The sequence below is a fragment of the Clostridium sp. genome, assembly GCF_036646415.1.
Classification (GTDB): Bacteria; Bacillota; Clostridia; order Clostridiales; family Clostridiaceae; genus Clostridium_J.
This window is the reverse complement of the sequence record NZ_JAVXMF010000010.1, coordinates 79,366-103,042: the sequence shown is the minus strand read 5'-3', so window position 1 is coordinate 103,042 and position 23,677 is coordinate 79,366. Positions and strand designations below refer to the sequence as shown.

Genomic DNA, 23,677 nt, shown 5'->3' with positions numbered 1-23,677 from the left:
GCTTTTATGTGTAAATATTATACTGAAGGAGATTTCGATATATGAATAAAAATATTAAAAGAAACATATTATCTATTTGTTTAATTTCATTATTTTCTTTTGCTATTATTGGGTGTTCAAAGACGGAGGAAAAAGTAGAAAATTCTGGTTCACTTGAAAATTATCAATTAGAACTTAAAAATGGAACAAGGCTTTTCCAATCAGAAGTTACTCCATGTTCAGAAGCAGAAAAAGTTATTCTTGATACCTTTAAAATAGAAATAAATGATAAATATGATGAATTTAATAATCTGTATGTAGATAGTGAGGGGTTTAACAATTACCCAAAAACCTATAAAAAACTCTTTGATGAGGGGGAATATACTGAAAACATAACTATTCATAATCTGAGAAAATTAAGTGAAGATGAATATTCTAACAACCCTAATACTATACAATATTATTATTATATGGATAGATTAAATAAGTATAATCCACAGGAATTTGAGATTATTGAAGTAAAATATACAGTGAAATTGACAGATAAAGCAAATGAGGGGGCTCAATGGGGAAATGGTGATTGGACAAGATATTATGTTGTTGTAAAACAAAATGAAAAATCAAATTGGAGGATATTTGACATTTATGGTCAGATGTAATGTATATAAATAATTTAGGTGACTAGTTGAAATATTTATAAAAAAGATATAAATGTCTTGAAAAAACAGAAAATATACATTACTCTTAATGTATAGTGATTTAATTGAATATTCAGAGAAAAATCTTTGTTTATTTCAATAAGGTAAATATAGAAAATGAATCTAACAGAAAAGAGAAATCTAATCTGAAAGAAACAAATATAGTTCTAAATATTTTAGTATGAGCAATAGATATAGATATTTATTGTTTATAATTTATTGTTGCATTAAGATTTCTATAATCTATGTAGATGTAAGGGAATCTTAAGAGGTAATATTAGATATTTTGAGCCTAGTTTTCTTTTAGGATAGAGAGAACTAGGCTTTTCTTTTGAAGAAAATTCAATGGGAACTTTTTAATTATAGGAAAATAGGAGTGTAAGTTCACTAACAAGATAGGTTATATAAATATTTTGACTTACTGCAATAATGAGGTATTAAAAGTTAAATTTAAAAAGAAAAATATAAACTAGAGATTAAGGAAATACTTAAGATTAAATTTATAATTAGAAAAGAGGTAATAGAAAATGCATAAAATAGCTGTTATAAGTGCCATATTAGAAAATCCAAAAGTTTGTCAAAGTGAGTTCAATGACGTGGTAACTAAATTTAGAGGAAGTATAAGGGGAAGAATGGGAATTCCTTTTGAAGAGGATGTTTCAGTTATATCTATTGTTATAAGTGGTGAGTTAGATGAAATAAATAGTCTTACAGGAAGGCTAGGAAACATAGAGGGGGTCATTGTGAAAACATCAATTTCTAAGAAAGAAATATAATTATAGATGTTATATAAACGTTTTCAAGGGAGGGGGAGAGTTATGATAAAGGGATTAATAAATAAACTGTATGAAACTAATAATTTATCTTCGGATGAGTTGCTTTACATTTTAGATAACCTAGATGATGAGAGCAGGGAGCTTTTAATAAGTAGAGCTAATGAAACTAGAATGAGGGTTTATGGGAATAAGGTCTATGTTAGAGGACTTATCGAATTTACTAATTATTGTAGTAGAAATTGTGCTTATTGTGGAATTAGGGGGGGGAATAAGTTAGCAGAGAGGTATAGGCTTACCTTAGAAGAAATCTTAGAGTGTGCAAAGATAGGAAATGAGTTAGGATATAAAACCTTTGTACTTCAAGGCGGAGAAGATCCTTATTTCACAGATGAAAAGCTAGTAGAGATTATAAGAGTTTTAAAGAATAAATATCCAGACAATGCTATAACCATTTCTGCTGGTGAGAGAAGCTATGAATCCTATAAGAATATATATGATGCGGGAGCTGATAGATATCTTTTAAGGCATGAAACGGCAAATAAGGAGCTCTATGAAAAATTCCATCCAGGAGCTAGCTTTGAAAATAGAAGAAAGTGTCTTTTAAATTTAAAGGAAATTGGCTTTGAAGTTGGAGCCGGATTTATGGTTGGACTTCCAGGTCAGACAAACCAGGACTTAATTAATGATCTGCTATTTCTAAAAGAGTTAAAGCCTCACATGTGTGGTATAGGACCATTTATACCTCATAAGGATACACTGCTTTGCAATGAAGCTCCAGGAACAGTAGATAAGACTGTAACTATGTTAGCCTTAGTAAGATTACTGATTCCAATGGTGCTATTACCTGCAACTACAGCTCTTGGAACTATAGATCATATGGGAAGAGAAAAGGGGATAAAGGCAGGAGCTAATGTTATCATGCCAAATCTTTCACCGAATCAAGTAAGAAAAAAATATAGCCTATATGATGGAAAGGTATATACAGGAGACGAGGCTGCAGAATATAAAAATAAAATAGAAGAGAAAATCAACAATATTGGATTTGAGATAGAGGTAACAAAAGGTCATAGCATAGATTGGGTAAGAAAATAAATAATAAAGGGGTATGGATATGTTTATTAACCATGAGTATATTGAGAATTTATTACAGGAGTCTAAAGGGGCTACTAAGGAACAAATAGAAGAAGTATTAAATAAAGCTAAAAATAGAATGGGATTAAATCATAAGGATATAGCAGTATTACTTCAGACTGAAGATGAAGACCAATTAAAAGATATGTATAAGATTGCTGGAGAAATAAAAGAAGCTATATATGGAAAGAGAGTTGTTGTATTTGCACCACTTTATGTTAGTGATTACTGTGTAAATAATTGTGTTTACTGTGGTTACAAAAGATGCAATAAATTTAATAGAAAAAAATTAACTATGGAAGAAGTTGCGGAGGAAGTTAGAATTCTAGAAAAAATGGGACATAAAAGACTGGCATTAGAACTGGGAGAAGATCCAGTGAATGCTCCTATTGATTATGTTATAGAATGCCTTGATACTATTTATAAAACTCAAAACAATAATGGTGAGATAAGAAGGGTAAATGTAAATATTGCAGCAACTACTGTAGAAAATTATAGAAAAATTAAGGAAGCTAAAATAGGAACATATATATTATTCCAAGAAACTTATCATAAACCAACCTACGAGTTGATGCATCCGAATTCTATCAAAGGAAACTATGAATATCACCTAACAGCATTTGATAGAGCTATGGAAGGTGGAATTGATGATGTAGGAGCAGGTATTTTATTTGGGCTAGCTGATCCAAAGTTTGAGGTGTTAGCTCTTATGATGCATAATGAGCATTTAGAAGAAAAATTTGGGGTAGGATTCCACACTGTATCTGTACCAAGACTAAAGGAAGCGGAAGGAATGAGCCTAAAGGACTTTCCTAATATAATTGATGATGATATGTTCAAGAAAGTAGTAGCTATTTTAAGAATAGCGGTACCATTTACAGGGTTAATCTTATCTACAAGGGAAACTCAGGAAATGAGAAAAGAAGTATTAAGATATGGAGTATCCCAAGTAAGTGCTGGTTCTATTGCAGGTGTTGGTGGATACAAGGAAAAGGAAGAAGGTCATGTGAATGTAGACCAATTTAAAACCTCTGATGAAAGAACACCTCTAGAGGTTTTAAAGGCGTTAATTGAAGATGGATATATACCAAGCTATTGCACTGCTTGCTACAGACAAGGTAGAACTGGTGAAAGGTTTATGAAACTTGCAAAATCAGGACAGATACAAAATGTATGTGAACCAAATGCTATGACAACTCTAATGGAATATGCTCTAGACTATGGTGATAAGGAAATTATTGAGAAGGCAGAAGCATTAATTAATGAACAGGCAGCTAAAATAAAGAGGGAAGATATCAGAGAATTAATAAAAAGTAATATAGAGAAATTAAAGCAAGGAGAAAGAGATCTTTATATATAGGAGGAAACTATGAATACTACACCAAATTCTAATAGAAAGCATATAGCGATATATGGGAAAACCAATGCAGGTAAATCATCTTTAATAAACAAGATTCTAGGGCAAGATATATCCATAGTTTCAGAACTTAAGGGAACAACGACAGATCCAGTTTCAAAGGCTATGGAGCTAATCCCACTAGGTCCAGTATTATTCATTGATACTGCAGGACTGGGAGATAACAGTGAACTTGGTGCATTAAGAGAAAATAAGACTCTTAACATTATGAAGAGAACTGACTTCGCTTTATATGTGATGGATATTAACGATTTAGATATGAAGTCTTATGAAGAAGCTAGATTAAATTTCAAAAAGTATAATATACCACATCTTCTAGTTATAAATAAGATAGATACTGGGGAGAAGAATGTACTTAAAGCTCTAAGAGATAAATCTACACCTGGAATCATTAGCTCTACTATTAATAGTAAGGGTGTTGAAGCGTTAAGAAGTAAACTTGCAGGTGGGATTTTAGTATCTACTATAAGTGGTGAAGGTATTGAAGAGTTAAAGGAAAAGCTAGTAGAAAAGTTGAAAGAGGATGAAAAAGAACTACCTATAGTAGGTGATTTACTGCCTTATAATAGCAAGGTAATTCTTGTGGTACCAGTGGATTCAGAAGCTCCTAAAGGTAGAATAATATTGCCCCAGGTTCAATGTATTAGAGATTGTCTAGATCATGGAATAAAGAGTTATGTAGTTAGAGATACAGAATTAGAATCTGCGTTGAAGGATATAAAAGATGTGGATTTAGTTATAACAGATTCTCAAGCATTTAAAAGAGTTAGCAAGATAGTTCCATCAAATATTAAGTTAACAAGTTTTTCAATTTTATTTGCAAGACACAAAGGAGATTTATCAGCTTTTGTGGAAGGTGCAAATAAGGTTAATGAACTAAATAAAGATTCTAAAATACTTATTTCAGAGAGCTGCTCACATAATATTTCCCATGAAGATATAGGAAGAATTAAGATTCCTATGATGTTGAATAAACATGTAGGTTTTGATCTTAACTATGAATATAGAGTTGGTCATGATTTTCCTGAGGATATAGAAAAATATGATTTAATAATCCACTGTGGAGCATGTATGATTAATAGAAAAACAGTATTAAATAGGATAGATATGTGTAAGGATAAGGGGGTTGCCATAACAAATTATGGAGTGATAATGGCATACTTAACAGGAATACTAGACAGAACTTTATGCATATATAACTAAAATGATTAAGTGGATTTTTATGTATCTTAAAGAAAATTTTTATAGAACAAAGGATATAATAGGATAGTTTTGTATTTGACAGTTTAATTACAGAAGAGTAAAATTAAGTAGTGTAATAAATGAAAATTATAGTCTTATAAAAGCTTTAAGGCATCTGAAAATAAATAATAAGTCAAAGATGCGAAGGATATTTTGAGTTAGACAAGGAAGTAGGTTCCGCAGATAGTAGAACTATCTAAGGGTTCTGCTGACGACGTATCACTCAAAATAGTCTAGGAGATTGACTTATTTATTTTTTGAAGATGCCTAACTATAAAAGTATAAAATTTGTTATTTAAAGATAAGATGCTCCTTACTTTCGTTGCATTTGAAATGGAAAGTAAGGAGCTAATGTCGCGGGATGAATTAAGGCTATAAAGGAAGGAGAAGAAAATGTCACCAAAGATTTTTACTCTTATTAAAGAGAGGAAAATTACAAAGAATCAACTAATGAAGGATATTATGGCTGGTATTATTGTAGCTATAATAGCTTTACCGTTGTCTATTGCACTGGGAATATCTTCAGGTGTATCACCAGAAAAGGGTCTTATTACTGCTATAATTGCTGGATTTATAATATCTTTTTTAGGTGGAAGTAGAGTTCAAATAGGAGGACCAACAGGAGCCTTTGTTGTAATTGTGTATACAATAGTACAAACCTATGGCATCAATGGACTTATAATAGCCACACTTATGGCTGGTATTATGTTAGTTGTAATGGGAGTGCTAAAGCTAGGAACACTTATTAAGTATGTTCCGCACACTATAACAGTAGGTTTTACAAGTGGTATAGCAATAACTTTATTATCAACTCAAATTAAGGATTTTTTAGGTCTTAATATAGAGAATGTACCAGCAGAATTTATAGCTAAGTGGCAAAGTTATTTAGAGAATATTGGTAGTTTTAATCTAACAGCTACTTTAGTTGGAGTTGGATGTATATTAATAATGGTATACTGGCCTAAGATTAATAAAACTATACCAGGGTCTGTTATTGCATTGGTGGTAGCTACATTAGTTGTACAAGTATTCAATTTACCAATAGAAACTATTGGAAGCAGATACCAAGAAATTTCATCTTCAATACCAATGCCAGGACTTCCGACAATAGATATGGCTACAATAAAGATGTTATTTAAACCAGCTATGACAATTGCAATACTTGCAGCTATTGAGTCTTTATTATCAGCGGTTGTTGCAGATGGAATGATAGATGATAAACATGATTCTAATATGGAGTTAATTGCACAAGGACTTGGTAATATAGGGTCAGCATTATTTGGAGGAATACCAGCAACTGGAGCTATTGCAAGAACAGCAGCTAATGTTAAAAATGGGGGAAGAAGTCCAATTTCAGGAATTGTACATGCTATAACATTATTGTTAATTATGGTATTATTTATGCCACTTGCAAAAATGATTCCAATGACAACTTTAGGGGCAATACTTATTGTAGTTTCATATAATATGGGAGAATGGTCAGCTTTCAAGGTATTGCTTAAATCACCTAGAAGTGATGTAATTGTATTAGTATTGACCTTTGTACTTACAATTGTGTTTGACTTAGTAATTGCAATAGAAATAGGTATGGTATTATCAATGTTCTTATTTATTAAGAAACTGGCAGAAAATACAATGGTTAAAAGACTTGGAAGTGAAGTAATAGAAAAACATAAAACTTCTGAAATCATGGATATAGACCATAATAAAATTTTATTATATGAAGTGAATGGGCCATTTTTCTTTGGTATAGCTCAGAATTTCATAGATACAATAAGTGAAATTGAAACTACTGCACAAGTAGTTATTATAGATATGAAGGGTGCTCGAACATTAGATGCCAGTGCAATTGCAGCTATAAAAAGACTTTACAACCATTGCGATAAATACAATATAAAGCTTTTTTTAGTAAACTTACAGCAACAACCAACCAAGGCTCTTACAAAGATGGAATTTATAAAGAAGCTTGGAATGGATTCTGTGTTTGATACAAGCGCTGAGGGAATAAGAGCAGCGTATAAATATATTCAGTTGGAAGAAAAGATATCAGTTTAATTCAGTAAATAACCATGTAAATGTGATTACAAAGAGATAATATTGAAATTAAGTTCAATAGTCTATTAAAATAAAGCTAATAAATTATGAAAGCTACGGTGAAGGAATAATTCACAGTAGCTTTCATAATTTATATAATTAAATAAGTGGACTGAGGTATGAGGTTTTTTTAGGTGAGTTCATAAGTGTTAATATGCACTCTCCAATTGAATGCATTCCACTTCTTATTTCATCAACATTAGTGGCAGCGTAACTGATTCTTATAGCATTGTTCATGTTTTTTTCCTTGTTTACATAAAAAACATTGCAGGGAACTATAAGAATATCCTTCTTAGAACACTCCACATAAAGCTCACTAGCTAAGACACCTTTAGGTAGTGTAACCCAGAAATTAAGTCCACCATTAGGATTAAAGAAATCTACGCCATAATTTTTAAGTTTAGTTAATTCTTCTACCATTACATCAAATTTAACTTTATAAATCTCTCTCATATATTTTAAATGTTCTTCCCAGTGACCGTTTTTAAAATAAAGTTGAAGAGCTCGTTGAATTAATCCAGAAGAAGATATATCAGTAGTATGTTTTGCTGCTAGAAGTTCCTCCATTAGAGATTCAGGAGATATTAAAAAACCAATTCTAAGTCCAGGCATTAGAAGCTTAGAAAAACTTTTAATGTATATTACTCTATTTTTAGTATCTAGAGACTTTAAAGTAGATGGTTTAGAGACGTCATCATAAGAAAGTCCCGATAAAGAATCATCTTCAACGATATATAAATTATATCTATCAGCTAACGCTAGAAGCTCTTGAAGTTTTTCTTTAGAGTAAGAAATTGTGGTAGGGTTTTGAAACTGAGTCATTACATATATTAATTTAGGTTTATATAGTTTAATGTTAGCTTCTAAAATTTTAGTATTAATTCCATCCTTTTCTATGGGAACTCCAATAACATTTGCACCTCTTGATTTAAATACAGCAGTAGCACCAGTATAAGTGGGGTTCTCTGTGATAACATAATCTCCAGGTCTAAGGAGAGCCTTTCCAATTATATCAATACCTTGCTGAGCTCCGGATACTATTTGAATGCTGATTGGAGTAGCATTTATATTACTTTCACGAAGGAAATAATCACATAAAGATTCTCTTAGAGGCTTATAACCATTGCTTTCCTGATATCCAAAGGCATAACCCTTATCTCTATCTAGTACTTCATTTAAAGCAGATTTGAATGATTCAAATGGGAAGATGCTGGGGTCAGGAGTAGCACTGGCAAAGTTAATAGCATTTGAAGTGATTTTTATATGTCCACTAGCCATTAATTTAAAATCATTACTATATTCTGTAGAGTTAGAAGGATGATTATTATCTTTATTATAATCATGATTAGTAATAGTATCGTTTATTGGAGTAGGTGGAGAGTCGTATTGTTTATAAAACATATCTTGTTCTGATACATAATATCCACTACCCTTTATGGCATTAACATAACCATTTACCTCTAGATGTTTGTAAGCATTAACTATGGTTACGTTATTAACTTCAAGGTCACTCGCTAACTTACGAATAGGTGGAAGCTTATCACCAATATTTAAGGAGCCAGATTTTATTGAAGATTCTATTTTATGAGCCACTTGTATATACATAGGCGTAGTTGAAGTTCTGTCTAATTCTATTGAAACAAAGTTCATTTTTAGCCTTCCTTTCTAGGATGTTAAGATTATATTTTATGTATAAACTTAGTTTTAACTTGAATATCATAATTTTATAATTATTGTAACGATACAATAATTATATGACTTAAAGAATATATTGTAAAGGAGATATACAAAGTAAAAAGAATTCCCTAAGTTTATATAGGTAATTCTTTTTATTATTTAGTATATTAAATTTTAACAATATATAGTTAATTAAAAGATATATTTATCGTTGATACTAAGGTAATAATTCAAAAACATAACCTTGGGCTTTAGCTTCTTTTAATATAGAGTCAAGAATATCCGTATTGGTTTTTGAAACTGCATGGATAAGCATTATAGATCCATTATGAAAACCGTTTATTATAGTTTCTTTTGCTTTAACAGGATCAGGTTGCTTATTTATGTCCCAATCATGATATGCAAAGCTCCAAAATACTGTTTTGTAGCCAAGATTTTTTGTCATAGCTAAAGATTTCTCTGAGTATTCACCCATTGGTGGTCTAAAGTAATTAGGTATATCTTTACCAGTTATTTCTTTGAATTTAGATTCTACATCGGAAAATTCATTATTAAATTTTTCTTCAGTTCCAGTTACATCTGGCATAGATGGGTGATGGTTTGTGTGGTTTCCGACAATATGTCCTTCATCTACCATTCTCTTTATTATATCTGGATTGCCCTTTAGATAAGGAGAAGTAACAAAGAAAATTGCCTTAACATTATTTTCTTTTAAAATATCTAATATTTTTGGAGTATATCCATTTTCATATCCTTCATCAAATGTTAAATAAAGAACCTTTCTACTTGTGTCGCCTACATAATGAGCATCATATTTATCTAAATCAAATCCAATTTTAAGATTTATTTCTGGAGTAATATGTTGTTTATTGGGTTTAAACCACCAAGCAATTTTTGTATTTGTTAAGCTATTTACATCTATTTTTGAAGTTGAAGGAGCAATTTCGGTATTAGAAGAATTATCATCTTTCCGATTTTCTTCCTTTTGTGATGGAGTTGTTATAACTTCTTTATTTTCTGATACAGAAGTTGCGCTATCTTTTTCATCCTTAATAGGACCTATAATTAAATCCTCATCAAGCTCTGTTGTATTAAATACAGTTTTATCATTACTCTTGTCAGCTTTTGAATTAGTTGTAGACTCAGTTTTGGAAGAACATCCATTGAATATAAGGGATGTGATAATCACAAGGACTAAACACAAATTACGTATAAATCTTTTACTCATTTTAATCCTCCTTCAGTAAATAAAATTAAATTTTGGCTATAATACTTAATATACGAATAGGATGTGTCTATAATTAATAAAAAATACAAAAAGAATTTACCAAGTAAATTTAGATGAAATATATTTAATCCTTGGTAAATTTATCTTATAATAAAAATATAGTTAATAATATAAGATTAATTGAAAAAAATCAATAAGTGATATAAAATAGCATAGGAAAATTATTAAATGAGTTTAAAGTGAGGAAGTAAATTTATGGCAAAAAAGAACAGTAAAAATAATGAGCTATTAAACATTCATCGTAAGGCAGCATCTCCAAAGATATATGCACTTTTGTTAGAACTAGTAAACGACGATAGAGAGGATCTTGCTAAGGCTGTATTAAAGGTAGATTATTTACTGGAGTATACAAGTAATTCAATAAAACAAAGAGATTATAGTGAAGCTAAAGAATCTTTACAAAAGGCTAGGGAAAGAATAGATATGCTAAAAGGTGAGAAGGTGGATGTTGAGTATTTAGAATACCTTTATAATGGAATAAGTAAGAAGTGTAAAGAGCTAAAATAAGCATAATATAAAATAAAATAAAATAAGGTTTAATAGATTTATTCAAGTAAAAAGTATATACTTAATAGAGTGATTATAAAAATAATATATTTACATATGAACAAGAACAAATTTATAGCTAATTATCTAAAATCATAGTGGTGAAATACTAAGGTATAGATTAAATAAAAATAAAAACATACATAAGGAGAATTTATGAGAAATTTAAAAATGGTAATAGAATATGATGGAACTAGATATAAGGGATGGCAAAAACAAAAGGATAATGTTGCGACTATTCAAGATAAAATTGAAAAAGTATTAAGTAAAATGACTAATGAAGAGATCCAAGTTGTAGGTTGTGGTAGAACAGATACAGGAGTTCATGCAAAGAACTACATAGCAAACTTTCATACTAAGTCCACATTGACAAATGAAGATATTTTTAACTATCTTTATGAATTTTTACCAGATGACATAGTAGTTAAATCTGTAACTGATGTACATGAAAGATTTCACTCAAGATATAATGCAAAGGCAAAAACTTATGTTTACACTATAAATAATAGTAAACATAGAGATGTATTTAGTAGAAAATATACATATCACACAGATGCAAAACTTAACCTAAATGCTATGAGAGCTGCTGCAGATATTTTAGTTGGAACTCATGACTTTCAAAGTTTTACTGCTCTAAAATCAGATAGTAAATCAACAGTGAGAACAGTAAACTTTATAGAAATAATTGAAGATGGAGATATGGTTCAAATAGAGATTAATGGGGATGGATTCTTATTAAACATGGTAAGAATTATAACAGGAACTCTTCTAGAAGTTGGTAAGGGTGCATTAAAGGCTAGTGATGTAGCTAAAATATTAGAACAAAAGAAAAGATCAGAAGCCGGCCCTATGGCACAAGCTAAAGGTTTATGCTTAAAAGAGGTTGAATATCAATAAATTTAATATTGTTGATAAGAGAGGGTAGAGATATTCTCTCTTATTTTTTTGTATAACTATTTAAATTCTGCTTAACCTAAATAGATAATAAATATTTAAGGTGGACAGAATATGATTAAATTTAAGACTTTTGAAACAATAAAAACTTTCCCTAAGAATATACACATAATGGTTTTTAGTGAAGGAGTTCTTGCCCTCGCTACGGGGATGTTTTTATTTTTGCAAATATTATATTATGATTTCCTTGGATTTTCCCCAGGGACAATTGGAGTTGTTTTTTCTATAGGTTCATTATTTACCTTAGTGGGATTTTTTATTGGACCTTTTATTAAAATCCTTGGAAAAAAAATTTATTATGTGTAGGACTTATAGTGTTAGCAATTGGAATAACACTTCATATAAGATTTTCTAGTTTAATATTAATTATTTTAGGTCAGATATTAGTAAGTGGTGGTATTTCTCTCATTCAATTAACAGAGCTTCAATTAATTTATTCATATACTACAGGACAAAATGAGTGTTGTGCATATAGTTACAAGTGTTCTGTTAATTTTTTGTGTGGAGCTGTTGGAGCAATAATAGGAGGTAATATCAATAGAGTGCCTCTTTTTAAAAATGTAGGATATAGAAAATTATTTTTTGTGTGTATTATACTTATTTTAATAACTTGTGCCATTAGACACTGGTTATTACCGAAGGAATCTATAGTAGAAGTAGAAAGGGAAGGCGTAAAAAAATCTATAATAGATTCTGTTAAATTCTTAAGGATAGATAAAAATACTCAATTATTTGCCGTGCTTCTTTTTATTACAACAATGGGATTTAGTGGAGTAGGACCCTATAATAATCTCATATTAAAGGATTCATTTCATATAGGGAATAATATAATATCCTATATAACTTTTGGAATAACGATTTTAAGTATGATAGGTATAATTTTAATGCCTGCAATAATTGAAAAAATTGGAGTTGGTATATTTAATGTAATAATATTTATTGTAGCTATAGTGAGTTGCTTTACTTTATCCATAAATTTAAGAATACAATTTTTCATTGTTGTTTTAATGACTAGAGGAATGTTTGCGTGGCTTATTGTATCCTCACTAGACAGCCTTATGATGAGTAATATAGATATAGAACATAGAGATATATTTGCAGCAGTAAAGATGTTAGTTAGTGGAGTTTCTTTATCCTTAGGAAACTTTATTGGAGGATGGATTTTGAATAACTATGGTTATAAGGGCAATTATTTGTATGGAGGATTTATATTGATTTGTGGAGTCATGTTTTTCTATATAAAAGTAAAAGGTCGTATGTTAAATAGGAAAGTAAATAGAGTGTGTTCCTGCCATTTTAAGAGTAGACAGATAGAGTATAAAAGGTAAAATTGAAGTTCCATTTAACGCAACTTTTTAGGCAATCAACTTAGGCATCTTCAAAAAATAAATAAGTCAATCTTCTAGACTATTTTGAGTGATACGTCGTCAGCAGAACCCTTAGATAGTTCTACTATCTGCGGAACCTGCTTCCTTGTCTAACTCAAAATATCCTTCGCATCTTTGACTTATTATTTATTTTCAGATGCCTTAATGAGTTAATGCAATCTATAAAATAAAAAATATTTAGTAATCAATATTTACTTTTAGATTGAAATCTTAAATTAAACACTATATGAGGTGCATTTTAAATTGTACTTCATATAGTATTTTTTTTGCAAGTGAATTGTTTTGAAAATTAAGTAAGAAACAAAATAGTTTATTGAATTATAAGTTCATTTATGAAAACATAAAATATAAGAGTGTATAATGTTGGGAATAGGTAAGGTGTAAAGTTTATGAATATAAAGGTGTTAGTAGTAGAAGACGAAATATCTATAAATGATATTTTATCAACAGCGTTAAGGGGAGAGGGTTATAGTGTAAGAAATGGATTTACAGCTAAAGAAGGAAGATTATTATTAGAAACTTTTAAGCCTGATTTAGCATTACTAGATTTGAATTTGCCAGATGAAAGTGGATTTGAACTTTGTAAAACTATTAATAGTAAATATCTAATTCCAATTATAATTTTAACAGCAAGAAATGATATAGTAGATAAAATTTTAGGGTTAGAGCTTGGTGCAGACGATTATATAACTAAGCCTTTTCATATAAAAGAGGTTTTAACTAGGGTTAAGATAGCTTTAAGATGTGTAGAAAAATATAAATTAAAGGGTCAAAGTGAGTTTTTAGAATTATCAAATCACGTGAAAATAAACATGGATAGTAGAATTGTTTTAAAGGATGAAGGAGAAATAAGGCTTAAACCTCAAGAATATGATTTATTGGAGTTTTTGGTAAAACATAAAAATAGAGTATTTTCACGAGAAGAACTTTTAAATCATGTTTGGGGATTGGATTATGATGGAGATATTAGAACTGTAGATGTTCATGTTAGAAGACTTAGAGGCAAACTAGATATACATAAGGAGAAATCATTGATAGATACAGTTTTTGGTGTGGGATATGTGATGAGGTGAAGAAGTGAAAATAAGATTTAAATTCATTGCTTGGTTATCTGCAATTCTAGTTGTTTTTGGAGTAATTTTTAACTTATCTATAAGATATATTTTAATATTTAGGATGGAAACATCCATAAACAATGCCTTAAAGCAAGTTATGTATAGCACAAGAGAGGCTATAAAATATAGACTTTTGGCTAGTGACCTAGAGTATAAAGAGGATAGTCTTATCAAGGAGGGTAGTAACTTAACAAAATATATTTCATCAAATTTTCAATGCTTAATAGAAATGAGAGATACTAGTGGAAATGTAATTATGAAAAATATTGGGGAAAATTTCGATGAAGTTTTAGATAGTGGGAGTAAATCAGCTAATGAGGGCGATGCTGTAGTTAACTTAAAGTATACTGATAATACTTTATATGGAGTTTTATCTTATCCAATTTTTATTAACGGATATAACTTAGGAACACTTAATGTGATAAAAGATTATAAGGAAATTTATAGCGAAAATAATATTACGTTGATGTTTATTACTTTAATTGAAATTGTAACTTTTCTTTTAATATTTATTTTATCATTTTTTATTATTAGCAAGGTTACAAAGCCTATTATAAAACTAACAGATGGGGTAAAGCGAGTTGGAGATGGAGACTATGATTTTTCAATTAAACTAGTGGGAAATGATGAAGTGGCTGTATTATCTAAAGAATTTATAAGTATGAAGGATAAGATAAGAGAGCAAATTAGTACCATTAGATCAGAAAAAGAAAAGGTGGAGATTTTAGAAAAGGCAAGAAAAGGGTTTTTTGATAATGTAACTCATGAAATTAAGACTCCATTAACTGCAATTTCAGGTTATGCAGAGATGCTACGGGATGAAATGATTCAAGATGAAGCCTTTAATAAAAGAGCTATAGATAGGATATATTTAGAGAGTGAAAGGCTTCATAACTTGATTTTAGATTTAATTGAAGTTTCTAAAGGACTGTCTTATACAAAGGAGGAAGTAAGAGAAATAGATATAGGTAATCTTTTAATAGAGATATGTGAGGATATGGGGATTAAGGCTGAAAAGTATTCCATCGAGATTATTAGTGATGTGTCATATGGGGAGATATTAGGACAAAGTAATAGAATAAGAGAACTCATTATAAATATTGTAGATAACGGAATAAAGTATTCAAAACCCTATGAAAATATATATGTTAGAGGTAATATACTAGAAGAAAATTATATTTTAGAAGTTGAAAGCATATCAGGGATTATTCCTAGCCAAGTCTATGATTATATATTTGATCCATTTATAAAATCAAACAGATATACTGACGGAGAAAGCAGAGGACTTGGTTTATACTTATGCAATGAAATTGTAAAGGATCATAATGGAAATATTAAAGTTATAAATGGAGAAAGGGTGATTGTAAAAGTAAGTCTTCCTATTAAATTAGAAAACTAAGTTATATATTTATAAGCTTAGATCATTTATGATGAAAAAATAATTAGTCTAAATAGCGGTTACATCTAATATTTTATAGCGGCAACAACTTGGAAATGTTTTTACTATATTTGGTAAAAAAGTAGTCATATAATTATATTAAGGCTATGAAATAAGGAGTGAAATATATGAAGAATGTTAAGATGCTGATTGTAATTTCTATGATATGTATAGGTATAGTTACTTTAGGTGGGTGTGGATTTAAAGATAAGGAAACTGTTATATCTGATAATGTAGAAAAAGAAATACAAGTAGAGGAAAATGAGATAGATAAGTATATTGAAGAAGGAAATAAATATTTAAAAGAAGAAAAATATGATGAAGCAAGGAAGTCCTACGAAGCGGCTATAGCTAAAGGTAAAAGTGATAGACAGATCTATATAGATATAGGGGAGGAATACATTAAGTATAAGAGATATGATGATGCCTATGCTATTATAAAGATGGCTGTTGATAATAATGTGGATTTAGAAAATATGAAGAGTAGACTTATAAATATAAATAGTAATTTTCAGGCTATATCATTAAGTGATGAAATATATCAGGGTGACTTATATGTTTTACCAGAGCAAGTAGAGGTAAGTGTAAATGGAGAGAAGATAAAGGATTATGTAATTTGGAGTAAAGAAGCATCTACAAGTACTTTGGGAAGTATACAATACCAAGGGATTACAAGGGAATATGGTAGAACTGTTAATCTTGAATTGGAAGTTAAGGAGAATGTATATGAAAGTAAGATAGGCTTTATAAGAGATATATATACAGAAAATAATATAGTGTATATTTGTTTTGATGAGGTTAAATTCTATAGAGGTGATGAAGCTGTAACAGAGTCAATGAAGTTAGGTAGGGGTTCAAGAACTCCTGATGGATTTATATTACCGAATAGTAATAAGGAATATGAGAATCAAGGACAAGATGTTATAACTGCGGAAGATAAAAATTATTATATAATTAATGATTATTATATTAAATATTTAAATAATTCTAAAACTACGTATACTATAGATAAAAATGCAACATTTAAGATGTTAGCCTATGAAATTAATCCGAAAAATAATTCAGTAGATTTACAGGAAGTAGATTATAATACACTTAAAAATTATATTGATAATTGGAAGAATACTGATGCTGAAAGAGCTATATTATTTTGGATTGATATGAAGAATGATATAGTTATTGAGATGTATAAACAATTTACACCATAACACTATTTTGAGTGGTAAAATATAAATAATATGAGGTGTATTTTTACTAAGCATACAATAGAAAAATTCAATAAGGAAAGAAGGATAAATATGAAATTAGTTTCATGGAATGTTAATGGAATTAGAGCTTGCGTTCAGAAGGGGTTTTTAGATTTCTTTAAGGATGTTTATGCAGATATATTTTGTATTCAAGAAAGTAAGCTTCAAGCTGGACAAATAGATTTAGATTTAGAAGGATATCATCAGTATTGGAATTATGCTGAGAAGAAAGGATATTCAGGAACTGCTATTTTTACTAAGGTGGAGCCAATAAGTGTATCCTATGGTATGGGAATTGAGGATCATGACAAAGAGGGTAGAGTTATAACTTTAGAGTTTGAAGACTTCCACTTTGTAACAGTGTATACTCCCAATTCTAAATCAGAGCTAGAAAGACTTGATTATAGAATGCTTTGGGAGGATGACTTTAGAGTTTATTTAAAGGCTTTAGATTCTGTTAAACCTGTCATAGTTTGCGGAGATTTAAACGTTGCCCACAGAGAGATTGATCTTAAAAATCCTAAGACTAATAGAAAAAATGCAGGCTTTACTGACGAGGAGAGAAATAAGTTCACAGAACTTTTAAGGGCTGGATTTATTGATACCTTTAGATATTTCTACCCAGATATAGAACATGCATATTCTTGGTGGTCTTATAGATTTAAGGCAAGAGAAAAGAATGCGGGATGGAGAATTGACTATTTCTGTGCTTCAAATAAATTAAAGGATAATTTAGTATCTGCTAAAATCCATAGTGAGATTTTAGGTTCAGACCATTGCCCAGTGGAGCTTGTAATTAAGTAAATAGAATTTAAACTTTCATGGATAGCTATTATATCTATGAAAGTTTTTCATTATAAGATTTAATTTATAAGTATAGGTAATAATCTGCATTTTATTTAAATATAATGTAAAGAAATTATACTTAAGTAAATAAGGGGGAGTTACTATGATAATAGAAGCTAGTGTAAGAGACTTAAAGGTTAAGGGAAGAAAGTTTAGAAATGAAGGAAGGTCTATAGGCATAATAGTTAGAAATAATGGTGAAAGATTACCAATTAGTGTTAAGCGCTCAGATATAGAAACATTTTTAAAAAGATTTGGTGATCGCAGCACTGTGACTTTAAATGTTGATGGAAATAGCATTGATACTTCTATAGTTAGTATAGATAAAGATGTAATATTTCATTATCCACACAACATAGAATTTAAAGAAGTTTAATAAAAAATAGCCCTAATGTATAAAAAGCTTTATACATTAGGGTTTAATTATTAAAAATTTTCATTTGTAACTTAAAGTGGTATTCTTGAGAGTACCATATGCTTATTTTTCATGTTAAACAATTGTTCTTTAGTGATTTCTAAAATTGTTGTGATTTTAGTTACGTTGTGTATTGTTCCAACTCTAACCTTGGCATCTTCTAAGTCTCTAGCTAGGAGTGTACCGCAATATTTAGCATCTTCTGTATCTACGTTAAATAAAAATACTTTTAATTGTTCTATTGGTACAACGTCTTTTTTTAAGAATTCATCATCAAATTCTACTTCGCTATCAAGTGAGATTAAACCTTCTCTAACTATAAGTTTATCCCACCCTTTATATTCACAAAGTCTTCCCCATAGTCCTAAATTCATAATACTCTTAACGGTCAGTTTTACTACCATACAAAATTCACTCCCTCTCAGTTTTATCATATATATTTTAATTATCATTGTATCATGAATTTTTAAAATATTCAATGCATTTCCAATTAATTACACAAATTTTAATATTTTTATAACATTGTTTAAAAAAATATTATATATGGTAAGGTCAAGTTTGGTAAAAATAAAAATATTTAAGTTTAAATGATCTAAATAAAAATTATTTAAGAATATTTATTTAGATCACAAATATAGTTACTAGTGTTGGAAAGTATTTAAATTTCAACTTAAATAACAAGTAATTACTAGAAAATTATTTTTAATAGGAATTAATTAAAAAAAATGGGAGGAATAATCATGGACGATAAGTTAAGAATTTTAAAAATGGTGGAAGATGGTAAAATAACTGGGGAACAGGCTAGCAAGTTATTAGAAACATTGGGGAAGAGCGGTGACGAAAAATCAAAGGTTGTGGAGGAAAGTGATTTTTTTAATATACCTAAATCCACAAATGGTATAAGGATGCTTTATGTAAGGATAAAATCTCATGACGGAGACAATGTGAAAGTTACAATACCATTGGAAATTGTAAAAATAATGGCAAGTTCAGGTGCAACAGTAATTGGAGATATTGATAAATATAATATTCAAATGGATATGATTTTAGAAGCTATTGATAAAGGAATTATAGGACAGATAGTTGCCGTAGATACAGAAGCTGGAGATAGAATACTAATAGAAATAGCTTAAAATTATTTGATTAAGGGGATTAGTGTGATGATAATAGATATAAAGGAAAAGGGGAAAGAAAAAGATACACATATTTGTATTCCAAGATTTTGTATTTCAATAGGAGCGTTTATATTGCCACTAAGTTTAACGTCTAAATTTATTACTGTATCAAAAGATGGTACTAAAGAAAAGATTAATGGTATGAATAAGCAACAAGCTAAGGCTCTGAAAAAAGCAATTAAGCATTTAAATAAAAATTATCGTGGGTTAGTGTTAGTAGATATACAGAGCAGTGATGGAGAAAATGTGAAGATAGTAATTTAGTATTAAAATAAGTTTATACAGCCATATAAAAAGGTGTGAAAATCAATTTTGATTTCACACCTTTTTATGTTTGCGAATTTTATTTTTAATATATGTATATAATTAATGTGAAGAACATTTTACATCAATGGGTTAATGCACTTTATTGGTAATTATTCGTATGTGAATGAAAGGAACTATACTGTTAATTAACATGTTTTTAGTTCTAATTACTCTTTGCCATTATGAAAATTCTCAAGGGATTTGTATTAAGTCCAATTTGTACTTCTTTAAAAATGAACACACAATTGCAGGAAAATATTCACTTGACATCATTTGTACACTTCAATTGATAGACTTTTTAATAAGTGCTATGCTAAATAGTTATATGTGTGTTACAATGCAATTAGTGATAAATTTTTCATATATATATTAATTTTATAAAAAATGATTTATATATGAAAAGTAATAATATATAAGAAATATTAAAGGGGATGTGTTGAAGTGGGACAAAAATTTAAAAGAGTATTAGTAGCTAACAGAGGAGAAATCGCAATAAGAATTTTTAGAGCTTGTAATGAACTTGGGATAAGAACGGTGGCTATATATTCTGAAGAAGATAAACTTTCTCTTTTTAGAACTAAAGCTGATGAAGCATATCAAATTGGAAAAAATAAAGGGCCTGTTGAAGCCTATTTAAATATTGATGAAATAATTAATCTTGCACTTAAAAAGCATGTTGATGCAATACATCCAGGATATGGATTCTTATCTGAAAATCCTGAGTTTGCCAGAAGATGTGAAGAAGCGGGAATAGAATTTATAGGTCCAAAGCCAGATATGATGGAAAAACTAGGAGATAAGATTAAATCAAAAATAGTGGCTAAAAGTGTTGGAGTTCCTGTAATACCAGGTGTAGAGAAGCCAATAACTTCAGATGAGGAAGCTGTTAGCTTTGCTAGACAATGTGGTTACCCTGTTATGTTAAAGGCTGCTGCTGGTGGTGGTGGTAGAGGAATGAGAATAGTAAGAAGTGAAGATGAAATTCTTGATTCCTTTAAAAGTGCTAAAAATGAGGCTAAGAAAGCCTTTGGTATAGATGACATATTTATTGAGAAATACATAGAAGGACCAAAGCATATTGAGATTCAGGTCCTAGGAGATAAAGAGGGAAACATAGTACATCTTTATGAAAGAGATTGCTCTATTCAAAGAAGACATCAAAAGGTTATAGAATTTAGTCCAGCTCTAACTTTAAGCGAGGAAAAAAGAAAAGTTATATGTGAGGATGCATTAAAGATAGCAAAGTCTGTTAATTATAGAAGTGCGGGAACTTTAGAGTTTTTAGTTGATATCCATGGAAATCATTATTTTATAGAAATGAATCCAAGAATACAGGTAGAACATACTGTTAGTGAAATGACGACAGGAATTGATATAGTTCAAAGTCAAATTCTAATAGCACAAGGGTATAGCTTAGATTCTAGAGCAGTAGGTATATATTCACAAGAGGATGTAAAGCCAAGAGGATTTGCAATTCAGTGTAGGGTAACTACAGAAGATCCTTCAAATAATTTCTCTCCAGATACAGGGAAAATTGATGTGTATAGAACTGGATCAGGTTTTGGAATAAGACTTGATGGAGGAAATGGATTTAGTGGAGCAGTAATTAGTCCTTATTATGATAGCTTACTTGTAAAAACTACTGCCTATTCAAGAACTTTTGAAGATACAATTAGAAAATCTATACGTTCAATTAAAGAATTAAATATTACAGGAATTAAAACTAATATAGATTTCTTAATAAACGTATTAAATAATGAAACCTTCAAAAAAGGGGCGTGTGATACTAATTTTATATCAAACAATCCTCAGTTATTTGATATATCACCAAGAACTGATGAAGAATATAAAGTTCTAAAAATCATTGGAGAAAAAGTAGTAAATGAAACTAAGGGAAATAAAAAAGAATATGATGTACCTGTTATTCCTAAGATAGAAACTTTTGAAAATTTAATTGGTACAAAACAACTTTTGGATGAGGAAGGTCCAGAGGCAGTAGTTAGATGGATAAAAAATCAGAAAAAACTTCTACTTACAGATACAACTATGAGGGATGCTCAGCAATCTTTAATGGCAACTAGAGTTAGAAGTAGAGATATGATTAATATTGCTAAGGCAACATCGGTTTACGGAAATGATTTATTCTCATTAGAAATGTGGGGAGGAGCTACTTTCGATACTTCTTATAGATTTCTAAAGGAATCACCATGGGAGAGACTTCAAGAACTAAGAAAGCGAATTCCTAATGTTATGTTCCAAATGCTTATTAGAGGAGCAAATGGAGTAGGATATAAAAATTATCCTGATAATGTTATAAGAGAATTTATAAAAGAATCTGCTTCAAGTGGAATTGATTTATTTAGAATTTTTGATTCTCTTAACTGGTTAAAGGGGATAGAGACATCTTTAGATGAGGTATTAAACTGTGGAAAACTAGCGGAAGTTGCACTATGCTACACTGGAGATATCTTAGATACTAATAGAGATAAATATAGTCTTAAATATTATGTGGATAAGGCTAAAGAAATAGAAAAAATGGGTGCACATATACTAGCTATAAAGGATATGTCAGCATTACTTAAGCCTTATGCTGCTAAAAAACTTATAACTGCATTAAAAAATGAGATTTCCATTCCAATTCACTTACATACTCATGATACTACTGGAAATGGTGTAGCTACAGTGCTTATGGCGGCAGATGCAGGTGTTGATATTATTGATACAACCTTTAATAGCATGTCAGGACTTACAAGTCAGCCAGCTTTAAACTCAATAGTAGCAGCTCTTGAAAATACTGATAGGGATACAGGAATAAATTTAAATGGAATCCAGAAAATATCTGATTATTGGGATGCTGTAAGACCTGTTTATTCAGGTTTCGAATCAGAACTAAAATCAGGAAGTGCTGAGATTTATAAGTATGAAATACCAGGGGGACAATATTCAAACTTAAAACCACAGGTTGAAAGTTTTGGACTTGGACATAGATTTAATGATGTAAAATCCATGTACAAAGAAGTTAACACAATGGTTGGAGATATAATAAAAGTTACTCCTTCTTCAAAGATGGTTGGAGATATGGCCATTTTCATGGTTCAGAATGATTTAAACTCTGAGAATATATATGAAAAAGCTAAGAATATGGCATTCCCAGATTCAGTAGTTTCATACTTTAAAGGAATGATGGGACAGCCAGAAGGTGGATTCCCAGAAGACCTTCAAAAGATAGTGTTAAAGGGTGAAGAACCTATAACTGATAGACCAGGAGAATTATTACCATCAGAAGACTTTGATAAAATAGAAAAATATCTAAAAGAAAAGTATAAATATAATCCATCTAAACAGGATTTACTTAGCTATGCATTATATCCAGATGTATTTGAAGACTTCTTAAAATATGTTTTAGAGTATGGCGATGTAAGTCGTATGGGTAGTGATGTATTCTTCCATGGACTAGCTGAAGGAGAAACTTGTGAAGTTGAAGTTGCAGAAGGTAAAACTCTAATTGTTCAATTAATTGAAATCGGTAAATTAGATGTAGAGGGATGCAGAACTGTAGATTTTGAGATTAATGGTAATAGAAGAGAGATAAAAATAAAAGATAAAACAGTAAGCAATTTAGGAAATATAGGAGGAGCTGTTTCTCAAATGGCAGATCCTTCAAACAAATTAGAAGTTGGAGCAAGTATTCCAGGTACTGCAATTAAGGTTCTTGTTGAAAAAGGTGATGTTGTTAAGGAAGGTCAAACTTTACTTGTGATAGAAGCCATGAAAATGGAAACAAACATAATTGCATCTACTGCAGGTAGTATTGAAGATATACTTGTAAAAGAAGGACAGAGAGTTAAAACAGGGGAATTGCTTGTTAAGATAAAATAATAGATTATTTACCTCTAAATAAAAATAACTAAGATTTTTTAGTCTTAGTTATTTTTATTAGAGTAA

General features: G+C 29.8%; 21 protein-coding genes. 18 read left to right on the top strand and 3 right to left on the bottom strand.

Translation table 11 applies throughout. The features are described 5' to 3' along the window. Positions 1 to 41: 41 nt before the first annotated feature. From RSD37_RS08990 to sulP, 6 genes are all read left to right on the top strand, one after another. Positions 42 to 638, top strand: coding sequence for a DUF4829 domain-containing protein (locus RSD37_RS08990; RefSeq protein ID WP_346946389.1), 597 nt, complete (start codon positions 42 to 44; stop codon positions 636 to 638). Between the two features lie 566 nt (positions 639 to 1,204). Further along, on the top strand, positions 1,205 to 1,453 hold the full coding sequence (locus RSD37_RS08985) for a TM1266 family iron-only hydrogenase system putative regulator (RefSeq protein WP_346946388.1): 249 nt from the start codon (positions 1,205 to 1,207) through the stop codon (positions 1,451 to 1,453). A gap of 42 nt (positions 1,454 to 1,495) precedes the next feature. Then, positions 1,496 to 2,545 (top strand): [FeFe] hydrogenase H-cluster radical SAM maturase HydE, encoded by a 1,050-nt coding sequence (hydE, locus tag RSD37_RS08980; protein ID WP_346946387.1) that lies wholly within the window; start codon positions 1,496 to 1,498, stop codon positions 2,543 to 2,545. 19 nt (positions 2,546 to 2,564) lie between these two features. Continuing rightward, positions 2,565 to 3,944 carry a [FeFe] hydrogenase H-cluster radical SAM maturase HydG gene (hydG, locus tag RSD37_RS08975; RefSeq protein ID WP_346946386.1) on the top strand — a complete coding sequence of 460 codons (1,380 nt, stop codon included), beginning with the start codon at positions 2,565 to 2,567 and terminating at the stop codon, positions 3,942 to 3,944. A gap of 9 nt (positions 3,945 to 3,953) precedes the next feature. Beyond that, the gene (hydF, locus tag RSD37_RS08970) at positions 3,954 to 5,204 is read left to right on the top strand and encodes a [FeFe] hydrogenase H-cluster maturation GTPase HydF (RefSeq protein ID WP_346946385.1); all 1,251 of its coding nucleotides are present in this window, start codon (positions 3,954 to 3,956) and stop codon (positions 5,202 to 5,204) included. Between the two features lie 432 nt (positions 5,205 to 5,636). Continuing rightward, positions 5,637 to 7,298 (top strand): sulfate permease, encoded by a 1,662-nt coding sequence (gene sulP / locus RSD37_RS08965; RefSeq protein ID WP_346946384.1) that lies wholly within the window; start codon positions 5,637 to 5,639, stop codon positions 7,296 to 7,298. A 138-nt stretch (positions 7,299 to 7,436) separates the two neighbouring features. On the opposite strand, the gene RSD37_RS08960 is transcribed toward sulP, so the two are convergent. Both RSD37_RS08960 and pdaA read right to left on the bottom strand, forming a co-directional pair. Continuing rightward, the gene (locus RSD37_RS08960) at positions 7,437 to 8,987 is read right to left on the bottom strand and encodes a PLP-dependent aminotransferase family protein (protein ID WP_346946383.1); all 1,551 of its coding nucleotides are present in this window, start codon (positions 8,985 to 8,987) and stop codon (positions 7,437 to 7,439) included. A 244-nt stretch (positions 8,988 to 9,231) separates the two neighbouring features. Next, positions 9,232 to 10,242 (bottom strand): delta-lactam-biosynthetic de-N-acetylase, encoded by a 1,011-nt coding sequence (gene pdaA / locus RSD37_RS08955; RefSeq protein WP_346946382.1) that lies wholly within the window; start codon positions 10,240 to 10,242, stop codon positions 9,232 to 9,234. A gap of 255 nt (positions 10,243 to 10,497) precedes the next feature. Between pdaA and RSD37_RS08950 the strand changes: the two genes are divergently transcribed. The 9 genes from RSD37_RS08950 to RSD37_RS08910 all read left to right on the top strand — a co-directional run bounded on the left by RSD37_RS08950 (position 10,498) and on the right by RSD37_RS08910 (position 18,212). Next, positions 10,498 to 10,809: a hypothetical protein gene (locus RSD37_RS08950; RefSeq protein WP_346946381.1), complete on the top strand. Its 312-nt coding sequence runs from the start codon at positions 10,498 to 10,500 to the stop codon at positions 10,807 to 10,809. 195 nt (positions 10,810 to 11,004) lie between these two features. Beyond that, complete coding sequence (gene truA, locus RSD37_RS08945; protein WP_346946380.1) at positions 11,005 to 11,745, top strand: tRNA pseudouridine(38-40) synthase TruA; 741 nt, start codon at positions 11,005 to 11,007, stop codon at positions 11,743 to 11,745. Positions 11,746 to 11,856: 111 nt separating this feature from the next. Continuing rightward, positions 11,857 to 12,108, top strand: coding sequence for a hypothetical protein (locus RSD37_RS08940; protein WP_346946379.1), 252 nt, complete (start codon positions 11,857 to 11,859; stop codon positions 12,106 to 12,108). Positions 12,109 to 12,116: 8 nt separating this feature from the next. Then, positions 12,117 to 13,130, top strand: a complete 1,014-nt coding sequence (locus RSD37_RS08935) for an MFS transporter (RefSeq protein ID WP_346946378.1) — start codon at positions 12,117 to 12,119, stop codon at positions 13,128 to 13,130. Positions 13,131 to 13,579: 449 nt separating this feature from the next. Beyond that, positions 13,580 to 14,263, top strand: a complete 684-nt coding sequence (locus tag RSD37_RS08930; protein ID WP_346946377.1) for a response regulator transcription factor — start codon at positions 13,580 to 13,582, stop codon at positions 14,261 to 14,263. Positions 14,264 to 14,267: 4 nt separating this feature from the next. Then, positions 14,268 to 15,704, top strand: coding sequence for a histidine kinase dimerization/phospho-acceptor domain-containing protein (locus RSD37_RS08925; protein WP_346946376.1), 1,437 nt, complete (start codon positions 14,268 to 14,270; stop codon positions 15,702 to 15,704). Positions 15,705 to 15,871: 167 nt separating this feature from the next. Beyond that, positions 15,872 to 16,951 (top strand): Ig-like domain-containing protein, encoded by a 1,080-nt coding sequence (locus tag RSD37_RS08920; RefSeq protein WP_346946375.1) that lies wholly within the window; start codon positions 15,872 to 15,874, stop codon positions 16,949 to 16,951. Positions 16,952 to 17,041: 90 nt separating this feature from the next. Continuing rightward, the gene (locus tag RSD37_RS08915; RefSeq protein ID WP_346946374.1) at positions 17,042 to 17,794 is read left to right on the top strand and encodes an exodeoxyribonuclease III; all 753 of its coding nucleotides are present in this window, start codon (positions 17,042 to 17,044) and stop codon (positions 17,792 to 17,794) included. A gap of 145 nt (positions 17,795 to 17,939) precedes the next feature. Then, positions 17,940 to 18,212, top strand: a complete 273-nt coding sequence (locus RSD37_RS08910) for a hypothetical protein (protein WP_346946373.1) — start codon at positions 17,940 to 17,942, stop codon at positions 18,210 to 18,212. 71 nt (positions 18,213 to 18,283) lie between these two features. Here the strand turns inward: RSD37_RS08910 and RSD37_RS08905 are convergent, their stop codons facing one another. Further along, complete coding sequence (locus tag RSD37_RS08905) at positions 18,284 to 18,655, bottom strand: hypothetical protein (RefSeq protein ID WP_346946372.1); 372 nt, start codon at positions 18,653 to 18,655, stop codon at positions 18,284 to 18,286. A 336-nt stretch (positions 18,656 to 18,991) separates the two neighbouring features. Here RSD37_RS08905 and RSD37_RS08900 point away from each other — a divergent pair, with 336 nt between their 5' ends. The 3 genes from RSD37_RS08900 to RSD37_RS08890 all read left to right on the top strand — a co-directional run bounded on the left by RSD37_RS08900 (position 18,992) and on the right by RSD37_RS08890 (position 23,611). Then, positions 18,992 to 19,384, top strand: coding sequence for a hypothetical protein (locus tag RSD37_RS08900; protein WP_346946371.1), 393 nt, complete (start codon positions 18,992 to 18,994; stop codon positions 19,382 to 19,384). A gap of 27 nt (positions 19,385 to 19,411) precedes the next feature. After that, entirely contained in the window at positions 19,412 to 19,690 is a 279-nt protein-coding gene (locus RSD37_RS08895; RefSeq protein WP_346946370.1) for a hypothetical protein, read from the top strand. A 483-nt stretch (positions 19,691 to 20,173) separates the two neighbouring features. Next, positions 20,174 to 23,611, top strand: coding sequence for a pyruvate carboxylase (locus RSD37_RS08890; protein WP_346946369.1), 3,438 nt, complete (start codon positions 20,174 to 20,176; stop codon positions 23,609 to 23,611). The last annotated feature ends 66 nt before the right edge of the window (positions 23,612 to 23,677 follow it).

What these genes read in the sequence shown, in the direction of transcription:
- RSD37_RS08895 (WP_346946370.1), top strand. Translation starts at nt 19,412, where the DNA reads ATGATAATAGATATAAAGGAAAAGGGGAAAGAAAAAGATACACATATT.
- sulP (WP_346946384.1), top strand. Translation starts at nt 5,637, where the DNA reads ATGTCACCAAAGATTTTTACTCTTATTAAAGAGAGGAAAATTACAAAG.
- RSD37_RS08900 (WP_346946371.1), top strand. Translation starts at nt 18,992, where the DNA reads ATGGACGATAAGTTAAGAATTTTAAAAATGGTGGAAGATGGTAAAATA.
- RSD37_RS08950 (WP_346946381.1), top strand. Translation starts at nt 10,498, where the DNA reads ATGGCAAAAAAGAACAGTAAAAATAATGAGCTATTAAACATTCATCGT.
- hydF (WP_346946385.1), top strand. Translation starts at nt 3,954, where the DNA reads ATGAATACTACACCAAATTCTAATAGAAAGCATATAGCGATATATGGG.
- RSD37_RS08960 (WP_346946383.1), bottom strand. Translation starts at nt 8,987, where the DNA reads ATGAACTTTGTTTCAATAGAATTAGACAGAACTTCAACTACGCCTATG.
- RSD37_RS08990 (WP_346946389.1), top strand. Translation starts at nt 42, where the DNA reads ATGAATAAAAATATTAAAAGAAACATATTATCTATTTGTTTAATTTCA.
- RSD37_RS08985 (WP_346946388.1), top strand. Translation starts at nt 1,205, where the DNA reads ATGCATAAAATAGCTGTTATAAGTGCCATATTAGAAAATCCAAAAGTT.
- pdaA (WP_346946382.1), bottom strand. Translation starts at nt 10,242, where the DNA reads ATGAGTAAAAGATTTATACGTAATTTGTGTTTAGTCCTTGTGATTATC.
- RSD37_RS08905 (WP_346946372.1), bottom strand. Translation starts at nt 18,655, where the DNA reads ATGGTAGTAAAACTGACCGTTAAGAGTATTATGAATTTAGGACTATGG.
- RSD37_RS08910 (WP_346946373.1), top strand. Translation starts at nt 17,940, where the DNA reads ATGATAATAGAAGCTAGTGTAAGAGACTTAAAGGTTAAGGGAAGAAAG.
- RSD37_RS08915 (WP_346946374.1), top strand. Translation starts at nt 17,042, where the DNA reads ATGAAATTAGTTTCATGGAATGTTAATGGAATTAGAGCTTGCGTTCAG.
- hydE (WP_346946387.1), top strand. Translation starts at nt 1,496, where the DNA reads ATGATAAAGGGATTAATAAATAAACTGTATGAAACTAATAATTTATCT.
- hydG (WP_346946386.1), top strand. Translation starts at nt 2,565, where the DNA reads ATGTTTATTAACCATGAGTATATTGAGAATTTATTACAGGAGTCTAAA.
- RSD37_RS08940 (WP_346946379.1), top strand. Translation starts at nt 11,857, where the DNA reads ATGATTAAATTTAAGACTTTTGAAACAATAAAAACTTTCCCTAAGAAT.
- truA (WP_346946380.1), top strand. Translation starts at nt 11,005, where the DNA reads ATGAGAAATTTAAAAATGGTAATAGAATATGATGGAACTAGATATAAG.
- RSD37_RS08930 (WP_346946377.1), top strand. Translation starts at nt 13,580, where the DNA reads ATGAATATAAAGGTGTTAGTAGTAGAAGACGAAATATCTATAAATGAT.
- RSD37_RS08920 (WP_346946375.1), top strand. Translation starts at nt 15,872, where the DNA reads ATGAAGAATGTTAAGATGCTGATTGTAATTTCTATGATATGTATAGGT.